Raw genomic sequence first — 23,577 nt, forward strand, 5'->3', positions numbered from 1 at the left:
GGCCACGTTCGGGATCGCCACAGGCTTCTGTACCGGTACAGTGACGCCATGTTCACCGACCGGGCCTTCCTGACCGACGTGCGTCGGATCGCGCTGCCGATCACCGCGCAGGCCATGATCATGTCGCTGCTGCTGCTGACCGATCAGCTCATGGTGGGCCAGCTCGGCGAGACCGCGGTCGCCTCGGTGGGCCTCAGCGCGAAGATCACGGCCATCGTCACCGTGGTCCTGGCCGGCCTGGCGACGGGCACCACCATCTTCTGCGCCCAGTACTGGGGCAGCGCCGACACCGCCCGGATCCGGCAGGTCTTCGGCCTCGGCCTCGGGCTCGGCCTGGTCTTCTCCGGCGGCATGACGGCGCTCGTCGTCGGCTTCCCGTCGCAGGTGTTCGCGCCGTTCACGACCGACCCCCAGGTCCTGGCCGACGGCGGTGCGTACCTGCGCATCCTGGCGATCGGCTTCGTGCCGAGCATGGCCACGATGCTCTACTCCGCCGTGCTGCGCAGCACCGGCCAGGTCACGCTCCCGATGTACGCCAGCACGGTCGCCGTCGTGCTCAACGTGGTGCTCGACTACGGGCTCATCTTCGGCCACCTGGGTCTGCCGCAGCTCGGCCTGGTCGGGGCCGCGGTCGGCACCACGATCGCCCGGTTCGTCGAGTTCGCGCTCATCGTGGGCGGCACCTACGCGACGCGGCACGTCGCGGCGGTCACGCGGCTGGTGGACCTGCGCGGGCACGACGGCGGCCTGGCGCGGCGGTTCCTCGTCGTGTCGCTGCCGCTCGCCGCGAACGAGCTGCTCTGGATCCTGGGGGAGAGCGCCTACGCCGTGGTCTACGGCCGGATGGGCACCGACCAGATGGCCGCGATGAGCATGACGTTCCCGCTGCAGGGCCTGGGCATCGGCCTGCTGAGCGGGCTGGCGGGCGCCGCCTCGGTGCTCGTCGGCCACCGGCTGGGCCGCGGGGACTACGACGGCGCCGCGGACTACGCCGCCAAGATCATCCGGCTGGGCGTGGGGCTCGCGGTCGTCGTCGGTGCGGTGGTCGCGGCGGGGTCGGCCTTCTTCGTGAGCCTGTACAAGACCTCCCCGGAGGTCCAGCACCTCGGGCGCGTCTGCATCCTGGTCTTCTGCGGGTTCCTGTGGGTCAAGGTCGCCAACATGATCCTCGCGGGCGCGGTGCTCAACGCCGGCGGTGACAGCAGGTTCGTGCTGGTCATGGAGTCGCTGGCGACCTGGGTGGTCGGGGTGCCCACCGCGTTCGTCGCCGCGTTCACGTTCGGCCTGCCCATCTGGTGGGTCTACCTGCTGCTGTCCGTCGAGGAGGTCGTGCGCCTCGTCGTCGGCCACCAGCGACTGGTCTCGCGCAAGTGGGCCCGGAGCCTGGTCGCTACAAGCGCGTGATGATGCGTTCGCGCTGGAAGCGACCGGACGTCGCGACAAACACCCCGACGTCGACCACCAGGAGCACGGCCGACGCGAGCAGGGCGATGGTGACGTCGAAGAGCAGCAGCCCGGTCGCCTGCCCGACGACGAGGGCGATGACGGGGAGCACGATCAGCACGGCCGCACCCTGCGCGTCCTGCACCGTCGTGGACCGCCCGGACACGGCCACGATGAGGCACGTCGCCAGGAAGGCCACGAGCGGGACGATCGCGAGGATGAGGATCGCCCACGTCCACGTCGGGAAGAACAGACCGCCCATGAGCGGCGCCCCGAGCGCGTTGACGAGGACCGTGTAGACCACGAACGAGGCCCAGCTGAGCAGCACGGACGGGATCACCGACACGAGCACCTTGGCCAGCACGAGCTCGCGGTCGGTGATCGGGGTGTAGAGCAGGCCCTCGATGGTGCGGCGTTCCTTCTCGCCCACGAAGCTGGAGCTTGCCGTGATGCTCGCGACCATCACCGGGATGATCAGGAAGAACGGCGCCATGAAGTAGACGATCACGGCGTAGACCACGGTCTGGGACGCGGAGTAGCCCGCCGGCACGACCTGGGCCGGGAGGTGGTCCAGGAATCCCTGCAGGCCGTTGATCGACGACGTGAGCACCGCGTTGTTCCCCAGGAGGAGGACGGCCGCCGGGATGATCACGGCGAACAGCAACGGGATCACGGCCAACGGGGTCACCGCCTGCTTGTTGCGCGCGAGCTCGCGCCAGTCCTTGCGCATCACGGCCCAGACCCGCTGACGGTTGATCAGGCGGTCGATCACGCGGTTGATCATCAGCGCACCCCGTTGTCGATCGTGTCGAAGTACAGGTCCTGGATCGTCGGCTGCTGGGGGATGACGGCGCGGATGCGCAGCCCGTTGGCGACCAGCGAGGCCACCACCGCCGAGATGGCCTCCTCCTGTGCCACGCAGAACGTGAGGCTGGCGTCGGCCGCGGCGATGTCCACCGGCCCGTCGACCAGCGCGGCGACGATCGCGCGGGCGGCGGTCAGATCCCCGTCCACCGCGAGGAGGTAGCGGTGCTCGGGCCAGCGCCGGTGCAGCAGCTGCCGGACCTCGCCGACGACGGCGAGGGAGCCGTTCTGGAGGATGCCGATGTCGTCGCAGAGCGCCTCGAGCCCCTGGAGCTGGTGGGTGCAGATGATCACGGTGGTGTGCAGGGTCCGGATCATCTCCTTGAGGTAGTCGATCAGGTCGGCGGCGGCCTCCGGGTCGAGGCCGGCGGTCGGCTCGTCGAGGAAGAGCAGCTCGGGCTCGTGGAGCACGGCGCGCCCGACCGAGAGCTTCTGCCGCATCCCCTTGCTCAGCTCGCCGACGAGCGAGTCGATCCGGTCCGACAGGCCCAGGACCTTGAGCACCTCGCCGATCCGCCGCTCGATGGTGGGGGAGGGGAGGCCGTGCAGTTCGCCCCAGAACCGCAGGTTGTCGCGCACGCTCAGCGACTCGTACAGGCTCGTGTCGGTCTGCACCCCGATCCTGGCCCGCAGCGCATCGGCGTTGGACCGGGTCAGGGTCTCGCCGAACAGCGTCACCTCGCCGCGGCTCGGCGTCAGCAGTCCCGTCAGCAGGCGCACCGTCGTGGTCTTGCCCGCCCCGTTGGGGCCGAGCAGCCCGAAGGCTCGACCGGTGGAGGCGTGGAAGGACAGCTCCGAGACGACCTCGCGGCTCCCGAACAGCTTCGTCAGGCCCGTGGCCACCACCGTGTTCGAGTTCACTCCAGCGACGCTAGCGAGCGCGTCGTCCCAGGTCATCAGGCCGGGGACGGACACGCGTACCTCCTGCGACCGATCCGACGGAGGTCCGGGCCCGGCTCATGCTGGGGCCGTGCGCTGTCGATGGCCCACGGGTGGACCTCTCTCCGCTCGGCTCGATCACCTTCGTCCCGCTCCCCGACATCGCCCTCGCCTTTGCCCGCATGCTCGTCGAGCTCGGGATCGGCGCGGCCATCTTCCTGGCCCTGATCGTGGTCGGCCGGGTGGTCTTTCGGGAGGTGATCCTGCGGCGGGTGGGGCGCCAGTTCCCGGACCAGGCCGCGCGGCTGCTCAAGGCCGGTCGCCGCGCCCCGCTGCTGCGCGCGCCCCGGGGACCCCCGGACCCGTACGCGCGCACCCACCACGTCGTCGTCCCGCCCGTCGGCGACGGCCGACCTGGCGAGTCGTTCTGGACCGCCGGCCCGTCGAAGGCCACCGGCGAGTTCGGTCCGGATGGTTCGCGCCAGGACGCGATCGTCACGCTCAGCGCTGGGGTCCACCTGCTCGTCGTCTGCCTCGGCCGCGTCGGCGCCGTCCGGGACGGCATCGAGCTACGGCCCGCCGCCGAGCGGGTCGAGCTGGCGCGGGCCGCCCACAGGGCGCCCCATGTCGCGCTCGGCCCGGTCGACCGGGTGCCGACGGCGGCGGGCCTCGGGTGGCGCACGACCAGCCGGTTCGGCACCGGCAAGTGCCTGACCGACACGCACTTCGACCAGCAGGGCTGGGCGTTCATCGTCGGGGTGCTCTCGAGTTCGTGGCACACGCGGTCGGTCGAGGCGCTCGACGCGGTCCTGACGACCTGGCGATGGCTCCCCGACCCGGCGAACGCGCCCGAGGTGGAAGAGTCAGCCTGATGACGCCGCGCACGCCCCGACCCCGGGTCGTCCGCGCGTTCGCCCTGGTCGCCGGGGTGACGCTCCTGCTGGGCTGTACGGCGACCACCGAGCGGTCCACCCCCACCCCCACCCCCACCGGAGCCGTTGTGCCAGAGATCGTTTCGCCGGACGCCGGATCGCGGGTGCGGGTCAACCAGGTGGGCTACCTCCCGCGGGGTCCCAAGGTCGCCACCCTCGTCACCGCGGCGAGCGACCCGATCCCGTGGCAGCTGATCGCTCCCGACGGGACGGTCCTCGCCTCGGGTCGCACCGCCCCGCACGGCGCGGACACGAGCAGTGGCCTGACCGTCCAGACGATCGACTTCGGGTCGTACCCGGCGTCGGGCACGGGGCTGACGATCGTGGCCGACGGCGAGACCAGCTACCCGTTCGACATCGACGCCTCGGCCTACGGGTCCCTGCCCGCGGACGCGTTGACGTTCTTCTACACGCAGCGCAGCGGCGCGGTGATCTCCGACGACGTCGCCCCGGGGTACGGGCGCGCGGCCGGGCACCTGGGCGTCGCGCCGAACCAGGGCGACACCGCTGTGCCCTGCCAGGACCTCGACGACGACTCGCAGCTGCTGTACGACGAGCCGTGGACGTGCGAAGGCGTGACCGACGTCAGCGGCGGTTGGTACGACGCGGGCGACCACGGCAAGTACGTGGTCAACGGCGGCATCGCCGTCGCCCAGCTGATGCAGGCCTACGAGCGCACGACGACGGCGCCGTCGGGCACCGGCGACTCGCACCCGGACGTGCTCGGCGACGTGCGTTGGGAGCTCGAGTGGATGCTCAAGATGCAGGTCCGGCCCGGCCGGCCGATGGCGGGCATGGCGTTCCACAAGGTCGCCGACGTCGACTGGACCGGCATCCCGCTCGCCCCGGCCGACGACCCCCAGCGCCGGGTGCTCTACCGCCCCTCGACCGCCGCGACCCTCAACCTGGCCGCGGTCGCCGCCCAGGGCGCGCGGGTGTTCGCCGGGGCCGACGACGACTTCGCGGCCCGCCTGCTGGCCGCGTCCCGGATCGCGTACGCCGCGGCGAGGTCGAACCCCGAGGTGTACGCGCCGCCCGCGGACGCGGCGCTGGACCCGAACGCGGGCAGCGGGCCGTACGACGACGCGGACGTCTCCGACGAGTTCTACTGGGCGGCCGCCGAGCTGTTCCTCACCACGGGGGAGCCGGCCTTCCGCGACGACGTCCTTGCCTCCGCCGTGCACACCGCCGATGTGTTCCCGGCCGGCGGGTTCAACTGGGCCGAGGTGGGCGCGCTGGGCCGGCTCGACCTCGCCGCCGTGGCCAACGACCTGCCCGACGGGGCAGCGGTCCGGCGCTCCGTCCTGGAGGCGGCCGACCGCTACCTCGCCGCCGTGGCCAACGACCTGCCCGACGGGGCAGCGGTCCGGCGCTCCGTCCTGGAGGCGGCCGACCGCTACCTCGCCGCACAGGCCACGCAGCCCTTCGGTCACGCGTACGCGCCCGACCGCGGCGTGTACGCGTGGGGCTCCAACGGCGCGATCCTCAACAACCTGCAGGTGCTGGGCACCGCGTACGACCTGTCCGGCGCGGCGCGGTTCCGGGACGGCGTGCTGCGCGGTCTGGACTACCTGTTCGGGCGCAACGCCCTCAACCGCTCCTACGTGACCGGTTACGGCGAGGTGTTCAGCCAGAACCAGCACAGCCGGATGTACGCCCACCAGATCGACCCGACCTCGCCGCATCCGCCGTCGGGCACGATCGCGGGTGGCCCGAACTCGGGCGCCGCCGCCACGGGAGATCCCCTCGCGGCGGACCTGGCCGGGTGTGCCGCGCAGCTCTGCTACGTCGACGACATCGGTTCGTGGTCGACCAACGAGATCACGATCAACTGGAACGCCCCGCTGTACTGGGTCGCCGCCTTCGTCGTCGGCCAGGCGGACGCTCTGCGGTGAGCTGAGCGCGCCCTCCCCGACGCACGAGGGGCGTCCGACGACCGCGCGGGGGTTTGGCTCATGCGCGAGGTGAGCGAGCCGATGTGCTGACTGACACGTACCTGCGCCTCGAGCGCGGGCCCCGGGGGAGAGGTCGTATGACCGTCATTGTGGACGCGATGCCGAGCGCGGCTGCGCCCAACCTCCCCGACTGGCATCGGATCATCGATGAGCTCGAGCAGCTGCTCGACTCCGATGCGCGCGCGTGCGCCGACCGGGCCGCGCTCGCCCTGGCGGGGGCGCCCGCCGACCCCGACGTCGAGATGCAGCTCTCCTACTTCGCCGCCCTCGCCCATCACCTGCTGGCCGAGGACGCGGCCGCGCTGAGCGCTGCGATGCGCGCGGAGGAGATCGCCCGCGCCCGCGGCGACCACGCCTGGCAGTCGCGCGCGCTGGTGTGCGGCGCGCTGGTCCACTACGACATCGGCGACCTCGAGGACGCGGTCGACCTGCTCGGCCGCGCCCTCGCACTGTGCCGCGAGGCGGACGACGGCGCCGGCACCGCCTCGGTCCTCAACAGCCTGGGCGCGGTCTACACGGACATGGTGCAGTTCGCCCCGCAGGCCGCCCAGGTGCTCGCCGAGGCGCGCCGCATCTGGGTCGCCACCGGCGAGCCCGACCTGGCGTCGATGGCCCTGACGAACCTCGCGAAGATGTACGTGGTGACGAGCGGTCGGCTGGAGGAGACGAACCCGCGTGGGGCGCTCGCGGCGGGACGGCACGCGCTGGTCATCGCCCGGCAGGCCGTGGCGGAGGCCGACGCGGTGGGGCTGGGGCGGACGTGCATCGACGCGCGGCTCGTCGTCGTCGGCGCCCTCATGGTCGGGACCGACCGGGAGGCCACCCGCCAGGCCCTCGACTCGACGCGGTCGATGCTGGACCGCTTCCCGATGGTGCGCCAGGAGCTCGCGTACCGGGTCGTGCGCAGCCGATGGCTGGTCAACACGAGCCAGTTCGACGCCGCCGTCCTCGAGCTGTGCGACGGCCTCGACCTCTGCGACGGGCTGACCCGGCCGGGCGAGCGGATCGAGCTGCTGCGCCTGCTGGTCGAGGCGCACGAGGGCCGCGGCGAGACCTCGGCCGCGCTGTGCACGTTGCACGAGGTATTCGACTTCACCGTCTCCCGCGGCGAGGCCCTCGCCGAGCGACGCGCCATCCTGCTCAGCTCACGGATGGACCTCGAACGGGCCCAGCACGCCGCGGAGGCTGCGATCCTGCGGGCTGCCGCCCTCGAGCGGAACATCTCGCGCCTCGAGCACGAGTCCACCCACGACGCCCTGACCGGGATCGCCAACCGTCGATCCCTCGACACCGCCCTCGCGGCCTGGTCCGCCGCGCACCCCCGCCGCTTCGGGTGCGCGCTCATCGACATCGACCACTTCAAGCGGGTGAACGACCGGTGGTCGCACCAGGCGGGCGACCGGGTGCTGACCCGGCTCGCCTCGGTGCTGGACGAGGTGGTGCGCACGAGCGACTTCACCGCGCGCTACGGGGGCGAGGAGTTCGCCGTGCTGCTCGACGGGGTCGACGCCGCCACGGGCATGGAGGCGTGCGAGCGCATCCGGGCCGCCGTCGCGTCGTGCGGGTGGGACGATCTCATCCCCGGCGGCGTGATCACGATCAGCATCGGGCTGACGCTCCATGACGACGGCGACGGCGTGGACGCCCTGCTCGCCCGAGCGGACGCGGCCCTCTACCGGGCCAAGCGTGCGGGCCGGAACCGGGTCGAGCTCGGGCTCTGAGCGGCTGGCGCTCGCGCCGTTTCCGGCCGGTTCGGATTGAAGGCGCTCTGGCATCGGCTCACGAGGTCCTGGAAACGGCCCCGATCAAAAGCTCCGTCAGCTGACCCAGGTCGTCCAGGCACAGGTCTCCGGTGAGGTGCTTGAGGGCGGCGGTCATCGCGCCGGCGGCGCGGCCGGCAGCCAGGCCGGACTCGGCGTCCTCCACCACCAGGCAGGATCCCGGCGTGATCCCGAGGAGTGCGGCCGCCCGCAGGTAGCCCTCCGGATCGGGTTTGCTCTCCGTGATGTCCTCGGCCGTGACCAGCAGCGGAGCCGTGATGCCCGCGGCGCCGAGGCGCGCGTTGGCCAGGCGGAGGTCGGCGCTGGTGACGACAGCCCAGGGCAGGCCGAGCTGCCCGAGGACGACCAGCAGCTCGTGGGCCCCCGCTGCGGGGGTGACGTCGGATAGGTCGTCGTACTGCAGCTCGAGCTGGCGGGCCGCCGCGACAGCGACGGCCGAGTCGTCCAGGTTCGGCAGGAGCCGCCGCACCGTGCGGTCCGAGGTGCAGCCCGGGGCGATCGCGAGGGCAGCGGCCGGTTCGACCCCGTACTCGCCCGCCCAGGTGATCCAGGCGCGGTCCACCGCGGCGTCGGAGTCCACCAGGGTGCCGTCCATGTCCAGCAGCACCGCACGCACGTCTCTCAGCTCCACGACCACTCCTCGGTAGTATCCTCGTCACACGAGTATAAGGAGGATGATCTCGAGGATGGCACGTCGTCGACCGGAACGAGCACGGAACGCCCGCTGGAGCACCGCGGCCGACATGCTGGAGCTGGTGCGCCGCGAGCCCGGGATCACGCGAGCCGCCGCAGCCCGTCGACTGAACCTGAGCAGCGGATCAGCCACCGACGTCACCACCCGGCTGCGAAACCTGCGCCTGCTGGCCGAGATCGCCGCACCGGTGCAGGGACGCGGTCGTCCGAGCACAGTCCTGCATCCCGACCCGGCCGGCCCCCTGGTGCTGGCGGTCGAGCTGCGACACGAGGACTGGCGCTGCGCCGTGGCGACGCTCGACGGGAGTCTGCAGGAGCTCCGATCCGGTCGTCACGACAGCCGCGAACCCGAGGACGTGCTCACCAGCCTTCGGGGAGCGATCGACGACGCCAACCGCCGCCATCCCGGGCGGTTGCGGGCGGTGTCACTTGCCGTGGCCGGAACCGTCCGCGACGACCGTCTCGTGCAGGCCTCCACCCTCGGCTGGGGCGCTGTCGACCTCAGCGGGCTCACCGCCGGCACGGACCTGACATTCCTGCTGGGCAATGACGCCACGCTCGCCGGGGTGGCCGAAACCCGTTCGGGGGCCGCCACCGGAGCGCGGACCGCCCTGCACCTCACGGTCGAGGTCGGCATCGGGGGTGCACTGATTCTCGACGGACGTCCCCTCACCGGCGGCAGCGGCGCCGGAGGTGAGTACGGCCACGTCCCCTTCGGGGACCGGACCCTGCAGTGCCCCTGCGGGGCGAGAGGGTGCTGGGACCTCGAGGTCGACGGCCGGGCCCTGGCCCGTCACCTCCACGAGCCCTCGCCCGCCGACCCGCGTGCCTACGCCCACGAGATCCTTCGCCGCACCCGCCTCGACCCGCGAGCTGGCCGGGCGGTCGTCTCGGTCGTGACCGCGCTCGCCGCGGGGATCGCGGGCCTGACCAACGCCCACGACCCCGATGTCATCACCCTTGGCGGGCTCGCCGTGCCGCTGCGCGCCGCTGCGCCGGACGAGTTCGACGCCGCCTACACCCTCGGCTTGATGACGTTTCGGCGGAGTCAGCCGCCGCCGATCCTCGACGCCGCGTTTCGCGACGACGGTGCGCTCCTGGGCGCCGCGGCGGTGGGCGTCGACCACATCACCACCGACGCGGCTCTCGCCGACTGGGCAGAAACCCGAACAGAATGAAGGTCATGTCAGCCGAATCCGTTCAGGTGCGTCCTGCCACAACCGACGACCGCGACTGGCTGTGTGACCTGCACGAGCAGGCACACCGCGAGCTTGTGGAGCGGGCCTACGGCCCCTGGGAAGTCGAACAGCAGCGAGGCTTCTTCGGCCACCTGGTAGACGACCATGACGTATTCATTCTCAGCGACAGGGACAGCGATCGGAGGGTCGGCGCGGTCTACCTCGGTGACCGTGACGGTCAATTGTGGCTCGAGCTTCTCGAGGTCCTGCCCGAGCTCCAACGTCGCGGCTACGGCAGAATCGCGCTGCGCTGGGCCGTCACACGGGCCAGCGAGCACGGTGTCGCCACGCTACTGCAGGTCCATCGGCTCAATGAGGACGCGCGTCGGCTCTACCTGTCCGAGGGCTTTTCGGCAGCTGGCGAGACCGCGACACACCACCTGCTGCGCAAGGCTGCCGCCGTGCCGGGTGTGGCCGTCAGGGGCGCCGCACGTAGTACTCGGTGAACGCGCAGCAGCGGCCGTCGCGGTCAAACCGCAGGACGAAGCAGTTGTCGTACGTGCGCGCGATCGGCCCGTCGGGCTGTTCGCGGTACCGGGACGTGCCGGTCGCCACGACGGTGTCACCGTCGACTGCGACGGGGGCGTACTCGGCCCCGTAGGTGCCCGGTGCATCGCGGGTGGAACTGTCGCCCTCTCCCCGCCACGATGCGACGACGGCGTCCCTGCCGACGATCGGTTCGTCGGACGGGTGGTACCGGTAGAGGACATCGTCGCTGAACAGTGCCGCGATGTCGTCCGCGTCGTAGGACAGCCACGCGTCGACGTAGCGGTTGAGCCAGTCCTGAGCGTTCTCGCGATCCATCTGCCGAGCGTAGATGGATCGCGAGATAGCCGCCCACGAGTCGCTTGCCGCACCATGTCGGCCAGTGGCTACGGAACGGAATGCGGCCCCGCATTCCCAGAGGGAACGCAGGGCCGCTGCCGGTCATTACTCGTCGGGTTGCGGGCCTTACTGCACCGCGACGAAGGTCTTATCCGACAGGAGATCGGGGGAGACGACCAGGACGCCGTTCTGCCAGCCGTCCGCCGGCACCTCGATCATCTTGTTGCCCGTCACGGAGGCGCCCTCGTAGAGGGTGGTGAGCGAGTCGAACTGGGCGTCGGGCATGAAGAACGTAGATCCGCCAAGACCATCGATTGTGGTGCCCTCGGCGGTGACGAAGTCAACGTTCGCCCAAGCGGTTGCTCCCTGCGAGTCGGTGCCGTTGTAGGTGGCGGTGATGTTGATCACTAGCAGCGTCGAGCCGGCCTGGGGTGCCTGACCAATCGAGTCCGCGTCGGCAGTTGTGACCGAGTTGGTCGTCACGGTCCAGTCGCCGCCAATGATCGCCGAGCCGAGCAGCGCCGGGTTGTCGCGCGACGTGCCGACCGCATCGTCAACCGTTGCAGCTTCCGTTGCAGCTTCCGTTGCAGTGTCCGTTGCAGTGTCTTCGGCCGATTTCGCCGGGGCCTCGACACTAGTGTCCGTTGCGTCATTGACTGCGTTCGCGAAGGCGACGTTGACAATGATGCCGATGATCAGCGCAAGCACGCCGAGAATGATGCCCGCTATGGCGAGTCCCTTGCCTGCGCCAGACTTCTTGGCCTTGGTCAGGCCGACGGCAGCGAGGATCGCGCCGACGACCCCAGCACGATGCCGCCGACATTAATCACCGGAATGAAGGAGCCGAGCAAGCCAAGCAGCCCGAGAACAAAGCCAGCAGTAGCAAGCCCGTTGCTGGCCTTCGCGGGGGCTGGCTGTGGGGTAGGCGCGGGCTGCACCACTTGGGTGTCGGACATGGATCCTCCGTCTAGATGTTCGTTCGTCGCGATGGGCGCAATCAGGAATATCGTACTGGTTTCCCGATCATCAGGCGCCGGAATTCACTCGCCCGAAAGCGGTAGACAAAAGGGCGCAAATGCGATGGATCGTGTATTTGCGAGCGTCTTGTCCCTCAAACAACTCCAAACGCAGAGGGTGCGTGGTTTCCTTCCAGCAAGCCGGTGTCTGATAGCACGAGCCAGGCGCGATTCGTTCCGATTGAGTCGTATCGGCCTCTTGGGTATGGTTTTCGCCGAGTTCTGGCGAGATCGAGTCCGAAGAAATCTGGGCAATCTCTTGAAGTATTGAGCAGCGCTTGGCACACCGACTTCCCGTCACGACTCGACAGCGATACTGAGCAGCCCCGACCGCAAAGTGTTAGTCCGCGCACCCGCGCGTCGAACTTCCGATGCAGCGTGCATCGACTGCCAAAGGCGTCGGGCGTGCGACGGTCACCTCCGGAAGGTCAGGTGCGTCGTCCCGCTCGGCGCGGCCTCGGCCGTCACCTCGTAGCCCGACTCGAGGCCGCGCAGGTCGTCCCAGAGCCGGATGCCGCGGCCGAGAAGGATGGGCGTGATGGCGACGTGCAACTGGTCCACGAGCCCGGCCTGGAGGAACTCGCGCACGACGGTCGGGCCGCCGCCAACGCGCACGTCCAGGCCGCCTGCCACCTCGAGCGCGCGATCGAGCGCCTCGACGGGGGTTGCGCTGAGGAAATGGAACGTCGTGCCGCCCGCCATCTCGATCGACGGACGGGGAGTGTGGGTGAGCACGAACACCGGGACCTGGAACGGCGGCTCTTCGCCCCACCAGCCGCGCCAGTCCGGGTCGTCCGCGTGGGCATGCAGACCGAACATGCCGGCACCCATGATCTCTGCGCCGACCTGGGCGAAGTACGCCTCCGCGAACCTGTCATCGACACCGGTCGTGCCCTCTCCGGTCGTGTCGTGCAACACGCGGGCTCGGACGGTGCGGGTCGCGGCATAGGCGGCGACCAGGCGCATCCAGTCCTCGCTCATCGGATTCTCGGGGGTCTGGTCGGTCGTGGTCGCGAAACCGTCGAGCGAGATGTTCAGATCGACGCGCACGGACATGGGGGCTCCTCACGTGGTTGCGGACCGCTATTGAGACCCTGCCGATCACCCACAGTCTCGGCAACCTGGTCTCACAGGCTGTGCAGCGAGACCGGTTGGGGCGACGAGCCGCGCAGCCTGACGCTGGGGTGTTTGGACCCTGAAGGAGGGGTCGCTCCGTGACAAGACTCGAGGCATGAGCGCGGCCGCGGATTCTGCGTCCCGAGCAGCTGATCGATAGGACTCGAGGCAGGCGACTGCTGCATGCGTGGGCTAGTTCTTCGTTGGCGGGGGAGGCGACACCCACCGATAGCCCGGCAATCGGCGGAGGTCGAAAACGATGGCCGTCGCCGCGCAGCCGACCGCGACGCCCGCGCCGACGGCGCTGATCCAAGCGAAGACCGTGTTCGTCTGGCGCCCCTCGGCGGCGCGGCTAGCTCCGCGGATGCGGTCCGGGTTGCCGACGGGGTACTCCAGTGCGACGGCGTCGCCAACCTTCGTGTCGATCCTGAGGTCAAGCTGGTCGGCGCTCGCCTGGCCAGTCCGGACCGTGCCCATCGCTTCGTACTCCAGCTGGAAAAGGCGATAGCGGTGGCCGTCATCCCAGGACAAGACCGTTCCGGTGGTCTGCTCCATGGCGCCTTGGTAGGGCCGTTCCTGGAACCACATCATGGCCAGAGTGCCGGCCGCCAAAGCCGTGACGATGCCGGCGAACGCAGCACCGACCCAGAGCCTGGCGACGGTCACGCTCCCTCGTGCCCGGGTCTGCTCGTCGAGGTCGATCTTCATGTGGGCCCGGGACAGCGACATCAGGCCCGCACCCGCGATGAGGCTGAGCACGAACAACAGGTAGAGGACGACCACGACGACTCCGACGATCACACCGACCACGACGCCGGTCTCGACAGACCGGCCGAGGAGCGCGGCGATTCCCGCTCCGACTCCCGCACCAATGCCGAGGAGCATCAGCGCCGCTCCCATCAGCCGCGCCCGCGCACCCATCGAGCCGGTGTCCAGATCGGCGAAGAGGGCTCGTGGAAGATCGCGGATGGCCCACCGACCCACGGCCACGGGCCGGACGTGCGCGTGCCGGCTGTCCGGGTCATCGCTCGCGGGCGTGCGCCTCACGCCCGGCCAGGCGTACCGCTCGGCGGCTGTGAGGCGACGGTGCTGGTCGCGGATCACCTCGCGGTAGGTCGCCTCGCCGATGACATCCCAGAGGGCGAACGCCAGATCGATCGCTCGGTCGTCGTCCCAGGCCCTTCCGGCGAAGACGACCGTCTGCCAGCGCGACCAGCCCGCATCATGCGGCAGGGAGTCAAGGCGCCCAGCGCGTTCTGTGGCGTCGCCGTCCACGTCAAGTGCCACGATCCGATCGACGAGGGCCGATCGGAGAGCAGGCCCCGGGGCGTCGAGGTTCGCCTGACGACTGTGCGCCAGAGCGCTGCACACCAGGGCGTCGGCGGGGATGGGGATCTGCCACGGCTGCCGGGGCTGGACCATCCGCACCGCCTGAGCGTATCCAGACCCTGGCTCCCGCTCGATCGATTCGGACACATATGTTCGTACGCGCACAAGCGGCGATCGCCCTAGGTCGTGGAGTGGTGTGCGGCACGATGTGGGCCATGAAGAGACCGGAGGATCGCCCGCTTCCCTTGGACGAGATCACCACCGAACTGCGTCGCCTCGGCAGCGTTCTTAGCGCACGACTTGCGGGCGTCGCGACTGTCGGGCACGAGCGCACCGAGGACACGGGCGTCGTCGAGGGCGCGGATATCGTGCCGGTAGCCGATGGCGCCGTACGTGTGTGGTGGATGCACTCGGCGGAGGACATCATTGTCGGTCTTGGCGATGCACCTGGATGGGAACTGCCGCGGACCGCGGAAAGCGTGGAGGTTCTGCGAGCGATCGCGGATGCGGCGGCGGTCGGCCGCGTTGAACTGGGCACGGGGCGTGGCACCACGACCTACCGCGTGCGGACGCCGGACGGCGTCGTTCGCGAGGACACGCACGAGGGGCCATTAGGAATAGTGCTGTCGATGCCCTGGAAGCCACGGTTGGTCTGGGCGACTGCCGCGCCCTACAGGCCGAGTTCAACCGCAGAATAGCGACTGCGAGGGGGCGATTCATTTCCCTGGCAAAGGCCGCTCGCGTGCCGTGGAAGTTGACCAGGAGGCATACGGTCTCATCGCCTGGACGGCTTGCGGGCAGCCGGCTCAGGCCGATTCTTGTCCTAGGACGAGGTGCATCGTGACTGATCCCCCGACTCGGCCGACGACCCGGAAGTAATGTCGCTCGTAGAGGGCGCGCGCGACGTCATTGCCGTCGTCCACGCTCAGGGACAACGCCGAGTGGCCGGCCGTCCGCGCGCGGTCGATGCATTCGCGGAGCAGCGCCGTGCCCACGCCGTTTCCCGTCCGGCCGGGGAGCACCGCCATGCTGAGCTCCGGGACGTCGCGGGCGATGAAGCCGTAGCCGGGCTCGTCGTCGGGAAAAAGACGCCACCAGATCGCCCCGAGCGGCGCGCCGTCGTCGGCAAGTGCCACCAAGCCGAAGTCCGTCTTGCGCTTCCAGCCGGTCACGTAGTGGTTGAGCTCGGGCTCTGCCATGACCTGCTCGCGGGTCATGCGGATCTCCCCGGTCCAATTGACGGCCTCGACCACCAGGCTCGCCAGCAGCTCGGAGTCTTCGGCCACGGCCGTTCGCAGGTGCATGCGCGAAGCGTCTATCTCAAGCCGGACCAACGCAAACAGAATTCCGCGCTAGCTCGCTGGGTCGTACCCGAACTCGCGGAGCTCCTGCGAGCAACGGCAGGCGTCCGCGATCTTCCTCGCCCAGGCGATCGCGTCCTCGCGCGTCGGCAGCTCCAGCACGGTGAACCCGCCCGTGAGCTCGGAACCTGGATAGATCTCCGTGGCCACCGACCCGTCGGCAGAGACGAGAACGGGGTCGACGTTCTCCTCGATCCCGCCGCCAAACACATAGACGCCGGCGGCCTTGGCCTCCTCGATCACGGCGTGGGATTCGGCGACCACGATCGGGAACTCCTCAGCCGTGAGCACCATGGCATCGCTCGGGAACGAGATCAGGAACTTCGTCATGCTGCGATAGTGCCGCCGCAGGGCCGCGGACGGCAACGGGTCCTGCGATCCGTGGGACTCACTTCAGGCGGAGGAGCCCCTCGCGGAACTGGTCGGCGGGATGCCAGTACGGAAGCCGCAAGTGCGTGCCGAAGCCGCCGAACACGGACGACGTCGGACCGGGCACGACCCGCACGCCCTGTCGGCGTCCGCGCTCGGCGAGGGCGACGGCGTCGGTCCCGGTGTCGACCCACAGGCCCGTCCCGCCGCTCGGCGGGGTCCAGGTCCAGTGTGGCTTCACTTCCGCAAGGACGCCGCTGGCCCGGTCGAGGGCAGCGGTGAGCTGGGCGTGACGCAGGTCGAGCGCCTCGTCGTCGCGGGCCAGCAGCCGGGCCGTGACGAGCTGGTCCAGCACCGGGCCGGCGATGTCGACAGCCTTGCGGGCCTCGGTGAGCCGGGCGATGGCGCTGCGCGACCCGCGGATCCAGCCGACCCGCAGCCCGCCCCAGAGCAGCTTCGAGGCCGTCCCGACGGTGAGCACGGGGCCGCCGGGAAGCAGGGAGCCCCAGAGCGGCCTCGAGGTGCTCCGATCGAGCAGCACGTCCGCCGTGCACGAGTCCTCGACGGTCAGCAGGTTGTGGTGCCGTACCAGCTCAGCCAGCCGGAGCCGGTCGGCGCGCGGCATGCTGACCCCGGTCGGGTTGTGCGCAGAGGGCTGTACGTACAGCAGTCGCGGGCGCCTGCTCTCCAGCAACCGGGCAAGGTGCGCGACGTCGAGCCCCGTCGGCGCCATCGGAACGGGCAGGAGCTGGGCACCGCAGGCCCGGAAGGCCTCGAGCGCCCCGCGATACGTCGGATCCTCGACCACGACCTCGTCACCCGAGGAGACGAAGGTGTGGGCGATGAGCCAGACGGCCTGCTGCGCACCGCCGGTCACGAGGACCTCGCCGGGATCGGTCGGCCAGCCATCCCGGGTGTACCGAGCGGCGATCGCCTCGCGCAGCACGGGGAGCCCCGCCGGGTAGTAGCCGTCCCCGGCGACGAGCTCGCCGAGGTCCTCCGCCCGCAGGGAGGCGAGCGTCTCGGCGACCATGGCGAGCCCGGGGAGCGCGCCGCTGGTGAGGTCGATGGAGAGGTTCTGGTGACCGGCGTGCGAGGCCAGGCGCCCCTCGGTCGTGTTGCTCGATCCCAGCAGTCCCGTTCCGGGTCGGCTGCGCACGCGGGAGCCCGATCCGTGCCGGGTCGCCACGAGGTCCTCGGCGCCGAGCAGGTCGTAGGCCTCCGCGACGGTGACCCGGGACACCCCGAGGGCTTCGGCCAGCGCCCGCTGCGAGGGCAGGATCGCCCCGTCGCGCAGCGCGCTCGCGTTGATGAGCTCGCCGATCGCCATCGCCAGGGCGTCGGGGAGCGTGCGGGCGGTGTCCGACCAGTCGCCGAGCAGTCGGCACAGCATCGCGACCTCGACGCTTGTATCGACAGCTCGGGTGGACACGGTCTACTCCAGTGCGTGGGCGGTGGGGCTGCCTCAATGCTAGGTGGCGCCCCTCGGCAGGAGCGCGATCCACTTTCGCCGAACTGGCATAGGCAGCGGTTCGCAGCCACGCCCATCCTGGTGCCAGGACGCAGCGGTCATTGGGGACCGCGCTCCGAGAAGAGAGGCTGATTTCGATGGCGACAGTGGTGCTGTTGGGAACCTTCGACACCAAGGGCGAGGAGTACACCTGGCTGCGGGACCGGCTCCGCGAGCAGGGCTGCGAGACGCTCCTGATCGACGCCGGCGTGTTCTCTGACGGTCACGGCATCGCCGATGTGCTCCCCGAAGCGGTCGCCGCCGCCGCGGGCGAGGATCTCGAGGAGCTGCGTGCCGCGAAGGACCGTGGCGCGAGCATGGGCGTGATGGCCCGCGGCAGCGCGGTCCTGGTGAAGCGGCTGATCGACGAGGGCCGTGTCCACGGGTTTCTCGCCATCGGCGGCTCGGGAGGGTCCTCGGTCGCGGCGCAGGCGATGCAGGCCATGCCGGTCGGCGCCCCGAAGGTTCTCGTCTCGACGATGGCCTCCGGCGACGTGCGGCCCTACGTCGGGGTCACGGACGTGACCCTCATGTACTCCGTCGTCGACGTCGCCGGCATCAACTCGATCTCCCGCCGCGTGTTCGGCAACGCCGTCGCCGCGATCGCCGCGATGGCCAAGGCGTACGAGGCAGCGGCGGCGGAACCGGCCGCCGAGGAGAAGCCCCTCATCGGAGCGTCGATGTTCGGCCTGACCACCCCCGCGGTGGATGAGGCGCGGGCGCGCCTGACCGAGCTCGGCTACGAGGTCCTCGTCTTCCACGCCACGGGCGCGGGCGGCAAGGCGATGGAGGCCCTCGCCGAGGCGGGCTTCCTCAAGGGGATCCTCGACCTGACCACCACCGAGCTGGCGGACGACCTCGTCGGCGGCGTCCTCACCGCCGGACCGCACCGGCTCGAGGCCGCGGGCCGGATGGGCCTTCCGCAGGTCGTCAGCGTCGGCGCGCTCGACATGGTGAACTTCGGGCCGAAGGAGTCGATCCCCGCGAGCTTCGACGGGCGACGCTTCCTGGTGCACAACCCCACCGTCACCCTCATGCGGACGACCGAAGCGGAGATGGCCACGCTCGGGAAGTCCATCGCTACCAAGCTCGCCGCCGCGACCGGACCGGTCGCCGTGTTCCTCCCGCTCCAGGGTGTCTCGGGCATCGACGTCGCCGGCGGGCCTTTCGAGGACGCGGTGGCCGACGCGACCCTGTTCACGACGATCCATGAGGGCCTCGACGGCACCGGCATCCCGGTCATCGACCTCGACTGCCGGATCAACGACCCCGGCTTCGGCCTCGCCGCGGCGGACGCCCTGCACGCACTCATCACCGGCACGACCACGACAGAGAAGGAATGACCATGGACAGGACCACAGCACTCGCCCGACTGCGCGCGACCGTTGCAGCAGGACGGCCGATCGTTGGCGGAGGCGCGGGAACCGGGCTCTCCGCAAAGTCGGCCGAGGCGGGCGGGATCGACCTGCTCATCATCTACAACTCCGGCCGATACCGGATGGCGGGCCGCGGCTCGCTCGCCGGGCTCCTGGCCTACGGCGACGCGAACGCGATCGTGATGGAGATGGGCAACGAGGTTCTCCCCGTCGTCAAGGACACGCCGGTCATCGCGGGCGTCAACGGCACGGACCCGTTCCGCCTCATGGGGCCGTTCCTCGACGACCTCAAGCGTGCGGGCTTCGCCGGGGTGCAGAACTTCCCGACCGTCGGCCTCATCGACGGGGTGTTCCGGGCCAACCTCGAGGAGACCGGCATGAGCTTCGGCCTTGAGATCGACATGATCGCCGCCGCCCACGAGCGTGACCTGCTCACGACGCCGTACGCCTTCGACACGGACCAGGCCACGGCCATGGCCAAGGCCGGCGCCGACGTGCTGGTCCCGCACATGGGCCTGACGACGAGCGGCACCATCGGCGCGCAGACGGCGATCACGCTGGAAGAGGCGGCCATCAAGGTGCAGGAGCTGCACGACGCGGCCAAGCGCGTGAACCCGGACATCCTCGTGCTCTGCCACGGCGGACCCATCGCGCAGCCCGAAGACGCGCAGTACATCCTCGACCACACCGAGGGGATCGTCGGCTTCTACGGCGCCTCGTCGATGGAGCGGCTGCCCACCGAGCTGGCGATCAAGGCCCAGGCCGCCCGCTTCAAGGCGCTCACCCTCTGACCACCCCTCACCGCGGTCAGAGAACCTCCCGACGCGCGGGGCGGGCGATGCCTGGCCCCACGGCCTAGCCCCGCGCGTCCTGGCCCGTCCGCCGCAACGTCGCGACGGCGCAATACCCGCGCGCGTCCGCGCGCTGGACGAAAGACCCCGTGATCCTTCAGAGAGGCCTCAGTCATGTCCGCTACCACCGTCGAACCCGCGACAAAGCAGTTCAAGGAGACGATCCCGCTCTGGCTGGCGATCGGCACCACCGTCCTGGTCTCCGTGCCGTTCTCCCTCTGGTTCGGCACGTGGAACTTCGCGGTCTGGGTCTCGTTCATCGTCTGGGCGGAGTACTTCACGCTCGGCGCGAAGCCGTCGGCGATCAAGATCATCATGCCGAGCTTCACCTACTCCGCCCTCGTCACCGGGTTGATCCTGGCCGCGATCCCGTACCTCGACTTCCTGCCGAGCCTCGTGACCGACGGCGACCTCGCCGTCATGCTCGCGCTCTTCGTCGGGATGTCCGCCGTCGTCTACTCGATGAAGTGGTTCCCGGTGCTGCAGGAGGGATCCCTGCCGTTCTTCAACGGGATCTCGATGGTCCTGGCGGTCTACTTCTCCGGCAGCTTCCCGCAGGTCGTCACGGGCGGGGCTGCGCCGCTCTGGGCGGCCGTCTGGGCCGTCGCGATGGGCGCGTTCGGCGTGCTCCTGGCGCTCTTCAACATCTGGTTCACCTTCCCGCGCGAGGTGAAGTGAGCTAGCCGAGCCGAGGACGCCCGCACCGGCACGGTCGGAGCGGGCGTCTTCCCCGGGTTCTTCGTCAGGGAGTGAGCGGCTCCGACAGCGCCGTGCGCAGCAGGTCCACGTCTCCGGAGACCTCGACGTCCGACCGGTCCAGCGACGCGCGGCCCCACAGGATGAGGGCGAGGACCTCCGCCGGAGCCCGCAGCTGCGCGACGGCCGGACCGGCGACGGCGGCATCGAGCAGCCAGGTGCGCCCGACGTCGGACGCGGTGAGCTCGATGGTCGATGGCAGCGGCAGCATCCGGCCCAGCCGCACCTGACGCGGCTGCATCACGGTCACGACCTCGTCGACGACGTCCGCCCACACCGCGGCAGGCACCTCGAGCCCGCGGCCCCCGGCGGTGCGCAGATCCCAGAGGTGCACGAGCGTCTCGTGCAGCTGCCGGCGCCGCCAGAACGATGCCGGACCCTGGCCGACCAGCGTCGACCCGACCGTGTCCGGGCCCAGCTCGGTCAGCGTGTCCCGGAGCTCGCGGGCGCACTCGCGGTAGAGGTCCGTCTGCACGAAGGGGCCCCGTCCGAGACGCGTCGCGTCGGTGCTCCGAGCCTGCGCCGCGGCCCAGTGGTGGATCTTCGCGAGGTGCACGACGAGGTCGTCCACCTGCCAGGTCCCGCACCACGGCACGGGCGTAGCGGGGTCGACCTCGTTGATCGTCGCCAGGAACTCGTCCTGGGCGTCGATGAGCAGGGCGAGATGGTCGAGCGGGCTCGTCGGCATGCGCCGATCATTGCTCAGCCAGGGGAGTTCCGGCAGTGCTTGGCTGGTCGGTTGTCGATGTCGACCGCGTGCCGCGCCTACAGGTTCTCCGCGATCCGCTTGATCGTCTCCAGGCGTTGCTCCCACTGGGCGCCGATGCGCTCAAGGCTGCGTGCCGTGGCACTGAGCTGAGAGCCGAGCACCCGGAAGCGCAGCTCGCGGCCGACCCGCACGGACTCGACGAGCCCGACCTCCTGCAGCACCGCGAGGTGCTTGGCGATGGCCTGGCGGGTGACCGGCAGCCGCCCGGCGAGGGCCGACGCCGACGCGTCGCCCTCGCCGAGGGCCGCCAGGATGCCCCACCGGGTCTCGTCGCCGAGTGCGGCGAACACCGGAACGAGAGTGCTCGCGGTCACGAGCCACCCTCGAGGTAGGCGACCAGCTCGTCGAGCTCCGCATCCCAGCCGGTGCGGTTGCTCTCCATGCTGGCGGCCGGGTCGGCCAGGGTGCCGAAGCCCGACTCGACCACGGTGAGCTGGGTGCCGCCGTCGATCGGTTCGAGGGTGAAGCGGAATACGGTGGAGTGATCCGGGTCGACCTGCTCCGAGTCGACCGCGCGGGCGTTGTCGTTGCTCCACCGGTAGGCGATCGTCCGGAGCGTGTCGAGCTCCTCGATCAGCACCGGGAAGTCGCCGTAGCCCTCGAAGGAGAAGACGCCGCGAGCGCCGACGGCCACCTCGTCGAGCACCGCCGTCTGGCCGAACCACGCGGCGATGTGTTCGGCCTCGGTGATCGCGGACCAGACCTTCTCGAGGGGTGCCGCGATGGTGATCGTGCGGGTGACGGTGAGCTCGCGGCTGTCGACGACGGCGGGTCGGGGTCCAGTCATGGTCATGGGTCTCTTCCTCTCGGTCGGTTAGTGCAACCACAGAGTTGCACAACGACAGAGTCGCACAACCGGTCGACGACCGCAACCCCCGAGTTGCACATCCTGAATCCGGCGCCGCCCAGAATGTCGCAGGTCGCCGGTTGCTGCCGGTGAGGGGTCGACCTACGCTCGATCTGCCAGGTCAAATACAAGGGGGTATCGGCAATGCGCACCTATGTCGTGACCGGATCCGCCTCAGGTATTGGAAAAACAACTGTCGAATTGTTGACCAGTCGTGGTCATCGGGTCATCGGCGTCGATCTCAGGGAGGCGGACATCACAGCCGACCTCACGACCGCCGTCGGGCGCGCGGCATTGGTCGACGACGTAGCGGATCGCGGCGATGGGCGAATTGACGGCGTCGTCGCGTGCGCCGGTCTGGCGGCCCCGATCCCAGCCACGGTCGGCGTCAACTTCTTCGGCATGGTCTCCACCCTCGAGGGGCTGCGACCCCTGCTCGCGAAGGCGCCCGCCCCGCGGGCCGTCGGGATCTCCTCGATGGCGAGCCTGATGCCGTCCGACGACGCACTGGTGGCGGCAATGGCGGGCAACGACGAGCCCGGCGCCCTGGCGCGCGCCGCGATCCTGGCCGAGTCCCCGGAGACCGGGGGGCTCATCTACGGCTCGACGAAGAAGGCGTTCTCGCAGTGGATTCGTCGCACCGCACCCTCGCCCGCGTGGGCCGGCGCGGGGATCCCGCTGAACGCTGTCGCGCCGGGAATCGTCCTCACCCCGATGACCGCGCCGATGCTCGAGACCGAGGAGGCTCGCGAGCAGATGCGCGGGGTCGTCCCGATGCCGCTCAACGGCTTCGAGGATCCCATCGTGATCGCCTACCTCCTGGCCTGGTTGGTCAGCGAGGAGAACACGCACCTGTGCGGTCAGGTGATCTTCATCGACGGCGGGAGCGACGTGGTGATCCGGGGCGACTCGACCTGGTGACGGTGTCCCGCGGCGGGGCGCTGCTACGGGGCGACGTGCCCTGAGCGTGCGAGGTCCCGGGTCTCGGTCGCGTCGCGGGCAGATCCCGCGAGCGCGCGTCCGTTCCACGCCAGGGCGGACCAGCCGTCTTGCGGGCTCCCTTCGAGGACGACGACGCCCGTGTTGGCCAGGGAGTTGGTGGCCGCGAAGTCCGGCGTGACGTTGCGCGCCCGCGCCGCCACCCAGGTCCGGATGACCGTGCCATGGCTGACGACGACGGCGGTCCCCGCGCCCGAGCCGGCGATCTCCCCGATCACGCCGTCGTACCGGGCGAAGACCTCGGCGCCCGACTCGGCACCGGGGAGGCGGACCTCGACGTCGCCCGCGCTCCAGGCGTACGCCGCGTCACGGAACTGCCGGACGGAGGCCGCGTCCCCGCGCATCTCGATCGTGCCGGCCCGCACCTCGCGCAGCGCGCCGCGGACACGGACCTCCAGCCCACGGGACGCCGCGAGCGGTGCGGCGGTCTGCTGCGTGCGCACCAGCGTCGAGGCGTAGAGCACGTCGATGAGCTCGGCCTCGAGCGTGGCGGGCAATGCGGCGGCCTGCACGCGGCCCAGGTCGGTCAGCCCGGCCCCGGGCTCATCGGTATCGAGCCGCCCGTCAATGTTGGGGGCGGTCTGGCCGTGGCGGACGAGAATAAGGCGCATGCGTCCTATTCTCACACATTCCGGGTAGTGGGAGATTGTGAGCCCGCCAAATTCTCG

26 protein-coding genes are annotated in these 23,577 nt (G+C 70.3%); 11 read left to right on the forward strand and 15 right to left on the reverse strand.

Translation table 11 applies throughout. From position 1 onward, the window contains the following. The first annotated feature begins 48 nt into the window (after positions 1-48). Positions 49-1,404 carry an MATE family efflux transporter gene (locus VTA80_RS10965; RefSeq protein WP_407345535.1) on the forward strand — a complete coding sequence of 452 codons (1,356 nt, stop codon included), beginning with the start codon at positions 49-51 and terminating at the stop codon, positions 1,402-1,404. Here VTA80_RS10965 and VTA80_RS10970 read toward each other — a convergent pair. Together VTA80_RS10970 and VTA80_RS10975 are read right to left on the reverse strand one after the other, a co-directional pair. After that, positions 1,391-2,227, reverse strand: coding sequence for an ABC transporter permease subunit (locus tag VTA80_RS10970; protein WP_407345536.1), 837 nt, complete (start codon positions 2,225-2,227; stop codon positions 1,391-1,393). The two genes, VTA80_RS10965 and VTA80_RS10970, sit on opposite strands and share 14 nt — an antisense overlap. Beyond that, positions 2,227-3,222, reverse strand: coding sequence for an ABC transporter ATP-binding protein (locus VTA80_RS10975; RefSeq protein ID WP_407345537.1), 996 nt, complete (start codon positions 3,220-3,222; stop codon positions 2,227-2,229). Before VTA80_RS10975 ends, VTA80_RS10970 begins: the two co-directional genes overlap by 1 nt. 77 nt (positions 3,223-3,299) lie before the next feature. Between VTA80_RS10975 and VTA80_RS10980 the strand changes: the two genes are divergently transcribed. From VTA80_RS10980 to VTA80_RS10990, 3 genes are all read left to right on the forward strand, one after another. Beyond that, entirely contained in the window at positions 3,300-4,058 is a 759-nt protein-coding gene (locus VTA80_RS10980) for a hypothetical protein (protein ID WP_407345538.1), read from the forward strand. Beyond that, positions 4,058-6,013 carry a glycoside hydrolase family 9 protein gene (locus VTA80_RS10985; protein ID WP_407345539.1) on the forward strand — a complete coding sequence of 652 codons (1,956 nt, stop codon included), beginning with the start codon at positions 4,058-4,060 and terminating at the stop codon, positions 6,011-6,013. Before VTA80_RS10980 ends, VTA80_RS10985 begins: the two co-directional genes overlap by 1 nt. A gap of 137 nt (positions 6,014-6,150) precedes the next feature. Next, positions 6,151-7,794, forward strand: coding sequence for a GGDEF domain-containing protein (locus VTA80_RS10990; protein WP_407345540.1), 1,644 nt, complete (start codon positions 6,151-6,153; stop codon positions 7,792-7,794). Between the two features lie 58 nt (positions 7,795-7,852). Here VTA80_RS10990 and VTA80_RS10995 read toward each other — a convergent pair whose 3' ends face one another. Continuing rightward, complete coding sequence (locus VTA80_RS10995; protein WP_407345541.1) at positions 7,853-8,485, reverse strand: HAD-IA family hydrolase; 633 nt, start codon at positions 8,483-8,485, stop codon at positions 7,853-7,855. 55 nt (positions 8,486-8,540) lie between these two features. On the opposite strand from VTA80_RS10995, the gene VTA80_RS11000 reads away from it, so the two are divergent. Then, positions 8,541-9,725, forward strand: coding sequence for an ROK family protein (locus VTA80_RS11000; RefSeq protein WP_407345542.1), 1,185 nt, complete (start codon positions 8,541-8,543; stop codon positions 9,723-9,725). Positions 9,726-9,730: 5 nt separating this feature from the next. Then, complete coding sequence (locus VTA80_RS11005) at positions 9,731-10,231, forward strand: GNAT family N-acetyltransferase (RefSeq protein WP_407345543.1); 501 nt, start codon at positions 9,731-9,733, stop codon at positions 10,229-10,231. Here VTA80_RS11005 and VTA80_RS11010 read toward each other — a convergent pair. The 5 genes from VTA80_RS11010 to VTA80_RS11030 all read right to left on the reverse strand — a co-directional run bounded on the left by VTA80_RS11010 (position 10,203) and on the right by VTA80_RS11030 (position 14,170). Beyond that, a complete protein-coding gene (locus tag VTA80_RS11010; protein ID WP_407345544.1) occupies positions 10,203-10,589 on the reverse strand; it encodes a nuclear transport factor 2 family protein in 387 nt (128 codons plus the stop codon). The genes VTA80_RS11005 and VTA80_RS11010 overlap by 29 nt on opposite strands. Before the next feature lie 147 nt (positions 10,590-10,736). Further along, on the reverse strand, positions 10,737-11,318 hold the full coding sequence (locus VTA80_RS11015; RefSeq protein ID WP_407345545.1) for a hypothetical protein: 582 nt from the start codon (positions 11,316-11,318) through the stop codon (positions 10,737-10,739). 59 nt (positions 11,319-11,377) lie between these two features. Next, the gene (locus VTA80_RS11020; protein ID WP_407345546.1) at positions 11,378-11,566 is read right to left on the reverse strand and encodes a hypothetical protein; all 189 of its coding nucleotides are present in this window, start codon (positions 11,564-11,566) and stop codon (positions 11,378-11,380) included. Positions 11,567-12,040: 474 nt separating this feature from the next. Then, positions 12,041-12,682, reverse strand: a complete 642-nt coding sequence (locus VTA80_RS11025) for a dihydrofolate reductase family protein (protein WP_407345547.1) — start codon at positions 12,680-12,682, stop codon at positions 12,041-12,043. Between the two features lie 252 nt (positions 12,683-12,934). Then, entirely contained in the window at positions 12,935-14,170 is a 1,236-nt protein-coding gene (locus VTA80_RS11030; protein WP_407345548.1) for a hypothetical protein, read from the reverse strand. 146 nt (positions 14,171-14,316) lie between these two features. On the opposite strand from VTA80_RS11030, the gene VTA80_RS11035 reads away from it, so the two are divergent. Then, a complete protein-coding gene (locus tag VTA80_RS11035; RefSeq protein ID WP_407345549.1) occupies positions 14,317-14,769 on the forward strand; it encodes a hypothetical protein in 453 nt (150 codons plus the stop codon). 108 nt (positions 14,770-14,877) lie between these two features. On the opposite strand, the gene VTA80_RS11040 is transcribed toward VTA80_RS11035, so the two are convergent. From VTA80_RS11040 to VTA80_RS11050, 3 genes are read right to left on the reverse strand one after another with little or no spacing between them, the layout of a single operon-like run. After that, positions 14,878-15,375: a GNAT family N-acetyltransferase gene (locus tag VTA80_RS11040; protein ID WP_407345550.1), complete on the reverse strand. Its 498-nt coding sequence runs from the start codon at positions 15,373-15,375 to the stop codon at positions 14,878-14,880. Positions 15,376-15,423: 48 nt separating this feature from the next. Then, complete coding sequence (locus VTA80_RS11045; RefSeq protein WP_407345551.1) at positions 15,424-15,762, reverse strand: YciI family protein; 339 nt, start codon at positions 15,760-15,762, stop codon at positions 15,424-15,426. A gap of 58 nt (positions 15,763-15,820) precedes the next feature. Next, positions 15,821-17,233 (reverse strand): PLP-dependent aminotransferase family protein, encoded by a 1,413-nt coding sequence (locus tag VTA80_RS11050; RefSeq protein WP_407345552.1) that lies wholly within the window; start codon positions 17,231-17,233, stop codon positions 15,821-15,823. A 176-nt stretch (positions 17,234-17,409) separates the two neighbouring features. On the opposite strand from VTA80_RS11050, the gene VTA80_RS11055 reads away from it, so the two are divergent. The 3 genes from VTA80_RS11055 to VTA80_RS11065 all read left to right on the forward strand — a co-directional run bounded on the left by VTA80_RS11055 (position 17,410) and on the right by VTA80_RS11065 (position 20,216). Then, positions 17,410-18,654, forward strand: coding sequence for a Tm-1-like ATP-binding domain-containing protein (locus VTA80_RS11055; protein ID WP_407345553.1), 1,245 nt, complete (start codon positions 17,410-17,412; stop codon positions 18,652-18,654). A gap of 2 nt (positions 18,655-18,656) precedes the next feature. Next, the gene (locus VTA80_RS11060; protein ID WP_407345554.1) at positions 18,657-19,478 is read left to right on the forward strand and encodes a phosphoenolpyruvate hydrolase family protein; all 822 of its coding nucleotides are present in this window, start codon (positions 18,657-18,659) and stop codon (positions 19,476-19,478) included. Between the two features lie 174 nt (positions 19,479-19,652). Next, positions 19,653-20,216 (forward strand): hypothetical protein, encoded by a 564-nt coding sequence (locus tag VTA80_RS11065; RefSeq protein ID WP_407345555.1) that lies wholly within the window; start codon positions 19,653-19,655, stop codon positions 20,214-20,216. A gap of 64 nt (positions 20,217-20,280) precedes the next feature. Here VTA80_RS11065 and VTA80_RS11070 read toward each other — a convergent pair whose 3' ends face one another. The 3 genes from VTA80_RS11070 to VTA80_RS11080 all read right to left on the reverse strand — a co-directional run bounded on the left by VTA80_RS11070 (position 20,281) and on the right by VTA80_RS11080 (position 21,856). Then, positions 20,281-20,982, reverse strand: a complete 702-nt coding sequence (locus tag VTA80_RS11070; protein ID WP_407345556.1) for a maleylpyruvate isomerase family mycothiol-dependent enzyme — start codon at positions 20,980-20,982, stop codon at positions 20,281-20,283. 77 nt (positions 20,983-21,059) lie between these two features. Next, positions 21,060-21,377 (reverse strand): ArsR/SmtB family transcription factor, encoded by a 318-nt coding sequence (locus VTA80_RS11075; RefSeq protein WP_407345557.1) that lies wholly within the window; start codon positions 21,375-21,377, stop codon positions 21,060-21,062. Then, positions 21,374-21,856 (reverse strand): SRPBCC family protein, encoded by a 483-nt coding sequence (locus tag VTA80_RS11080; protein WP_407345558.1) that lies wholly within the window; start codon positions 21,854-21,856, stop codon positions 21,374-21,376. The genes VTA80_RS11075 and VTA80_RS11080 overlap by 4 nt, the downstream gene beginning before the upstream one ends. Positions 21,857-22,054: 198 nt before the next feature. Between VTA80_RS11080 and VTA80_RS11085 the strand changes: the two genes are divergently transcribed. Continuing rightward, positions 22,055-22,831, forward strand: a complete 777-nt coding sequence (locus VTA80_RS11085) for an SDR family oxidoreductase (protein WP_407345559.1) — start codon at positions 22,055-22,057, stop codon at positions 22,829-22,831. 23 nt (positions 22,832-22,854) lie between these two features. Here VTA80_RS11085 and VTA80_RS11090 read toward each other — a convergent pair whose 3' ends face one another. Beyond that, positions 22,855-23,520: a histidine phosphatase family protein gene (locus tag VTA80_RS11090; RefSeq protein ID WP_407345560.1), complete on the reverse strand. Its 666-nt coding sequence runs from the start codon at positions 23,518-23,520 to the stop codon at positions 22,855-22,857. Positions 23,521-23,577: the final 57 nt, after the last annotated feature.

The organism is Pengzhenrongella phosphoraccumulans (assembly GCF_045689905.1).
Taxonomy (GTDB): Bacteria; Actinomycetota; Actinomycetes; order Actinomycetales; family Cellulomonadaceae; genus Pengzhenrongella; species Pengzhenrongella phosphoraccumulans.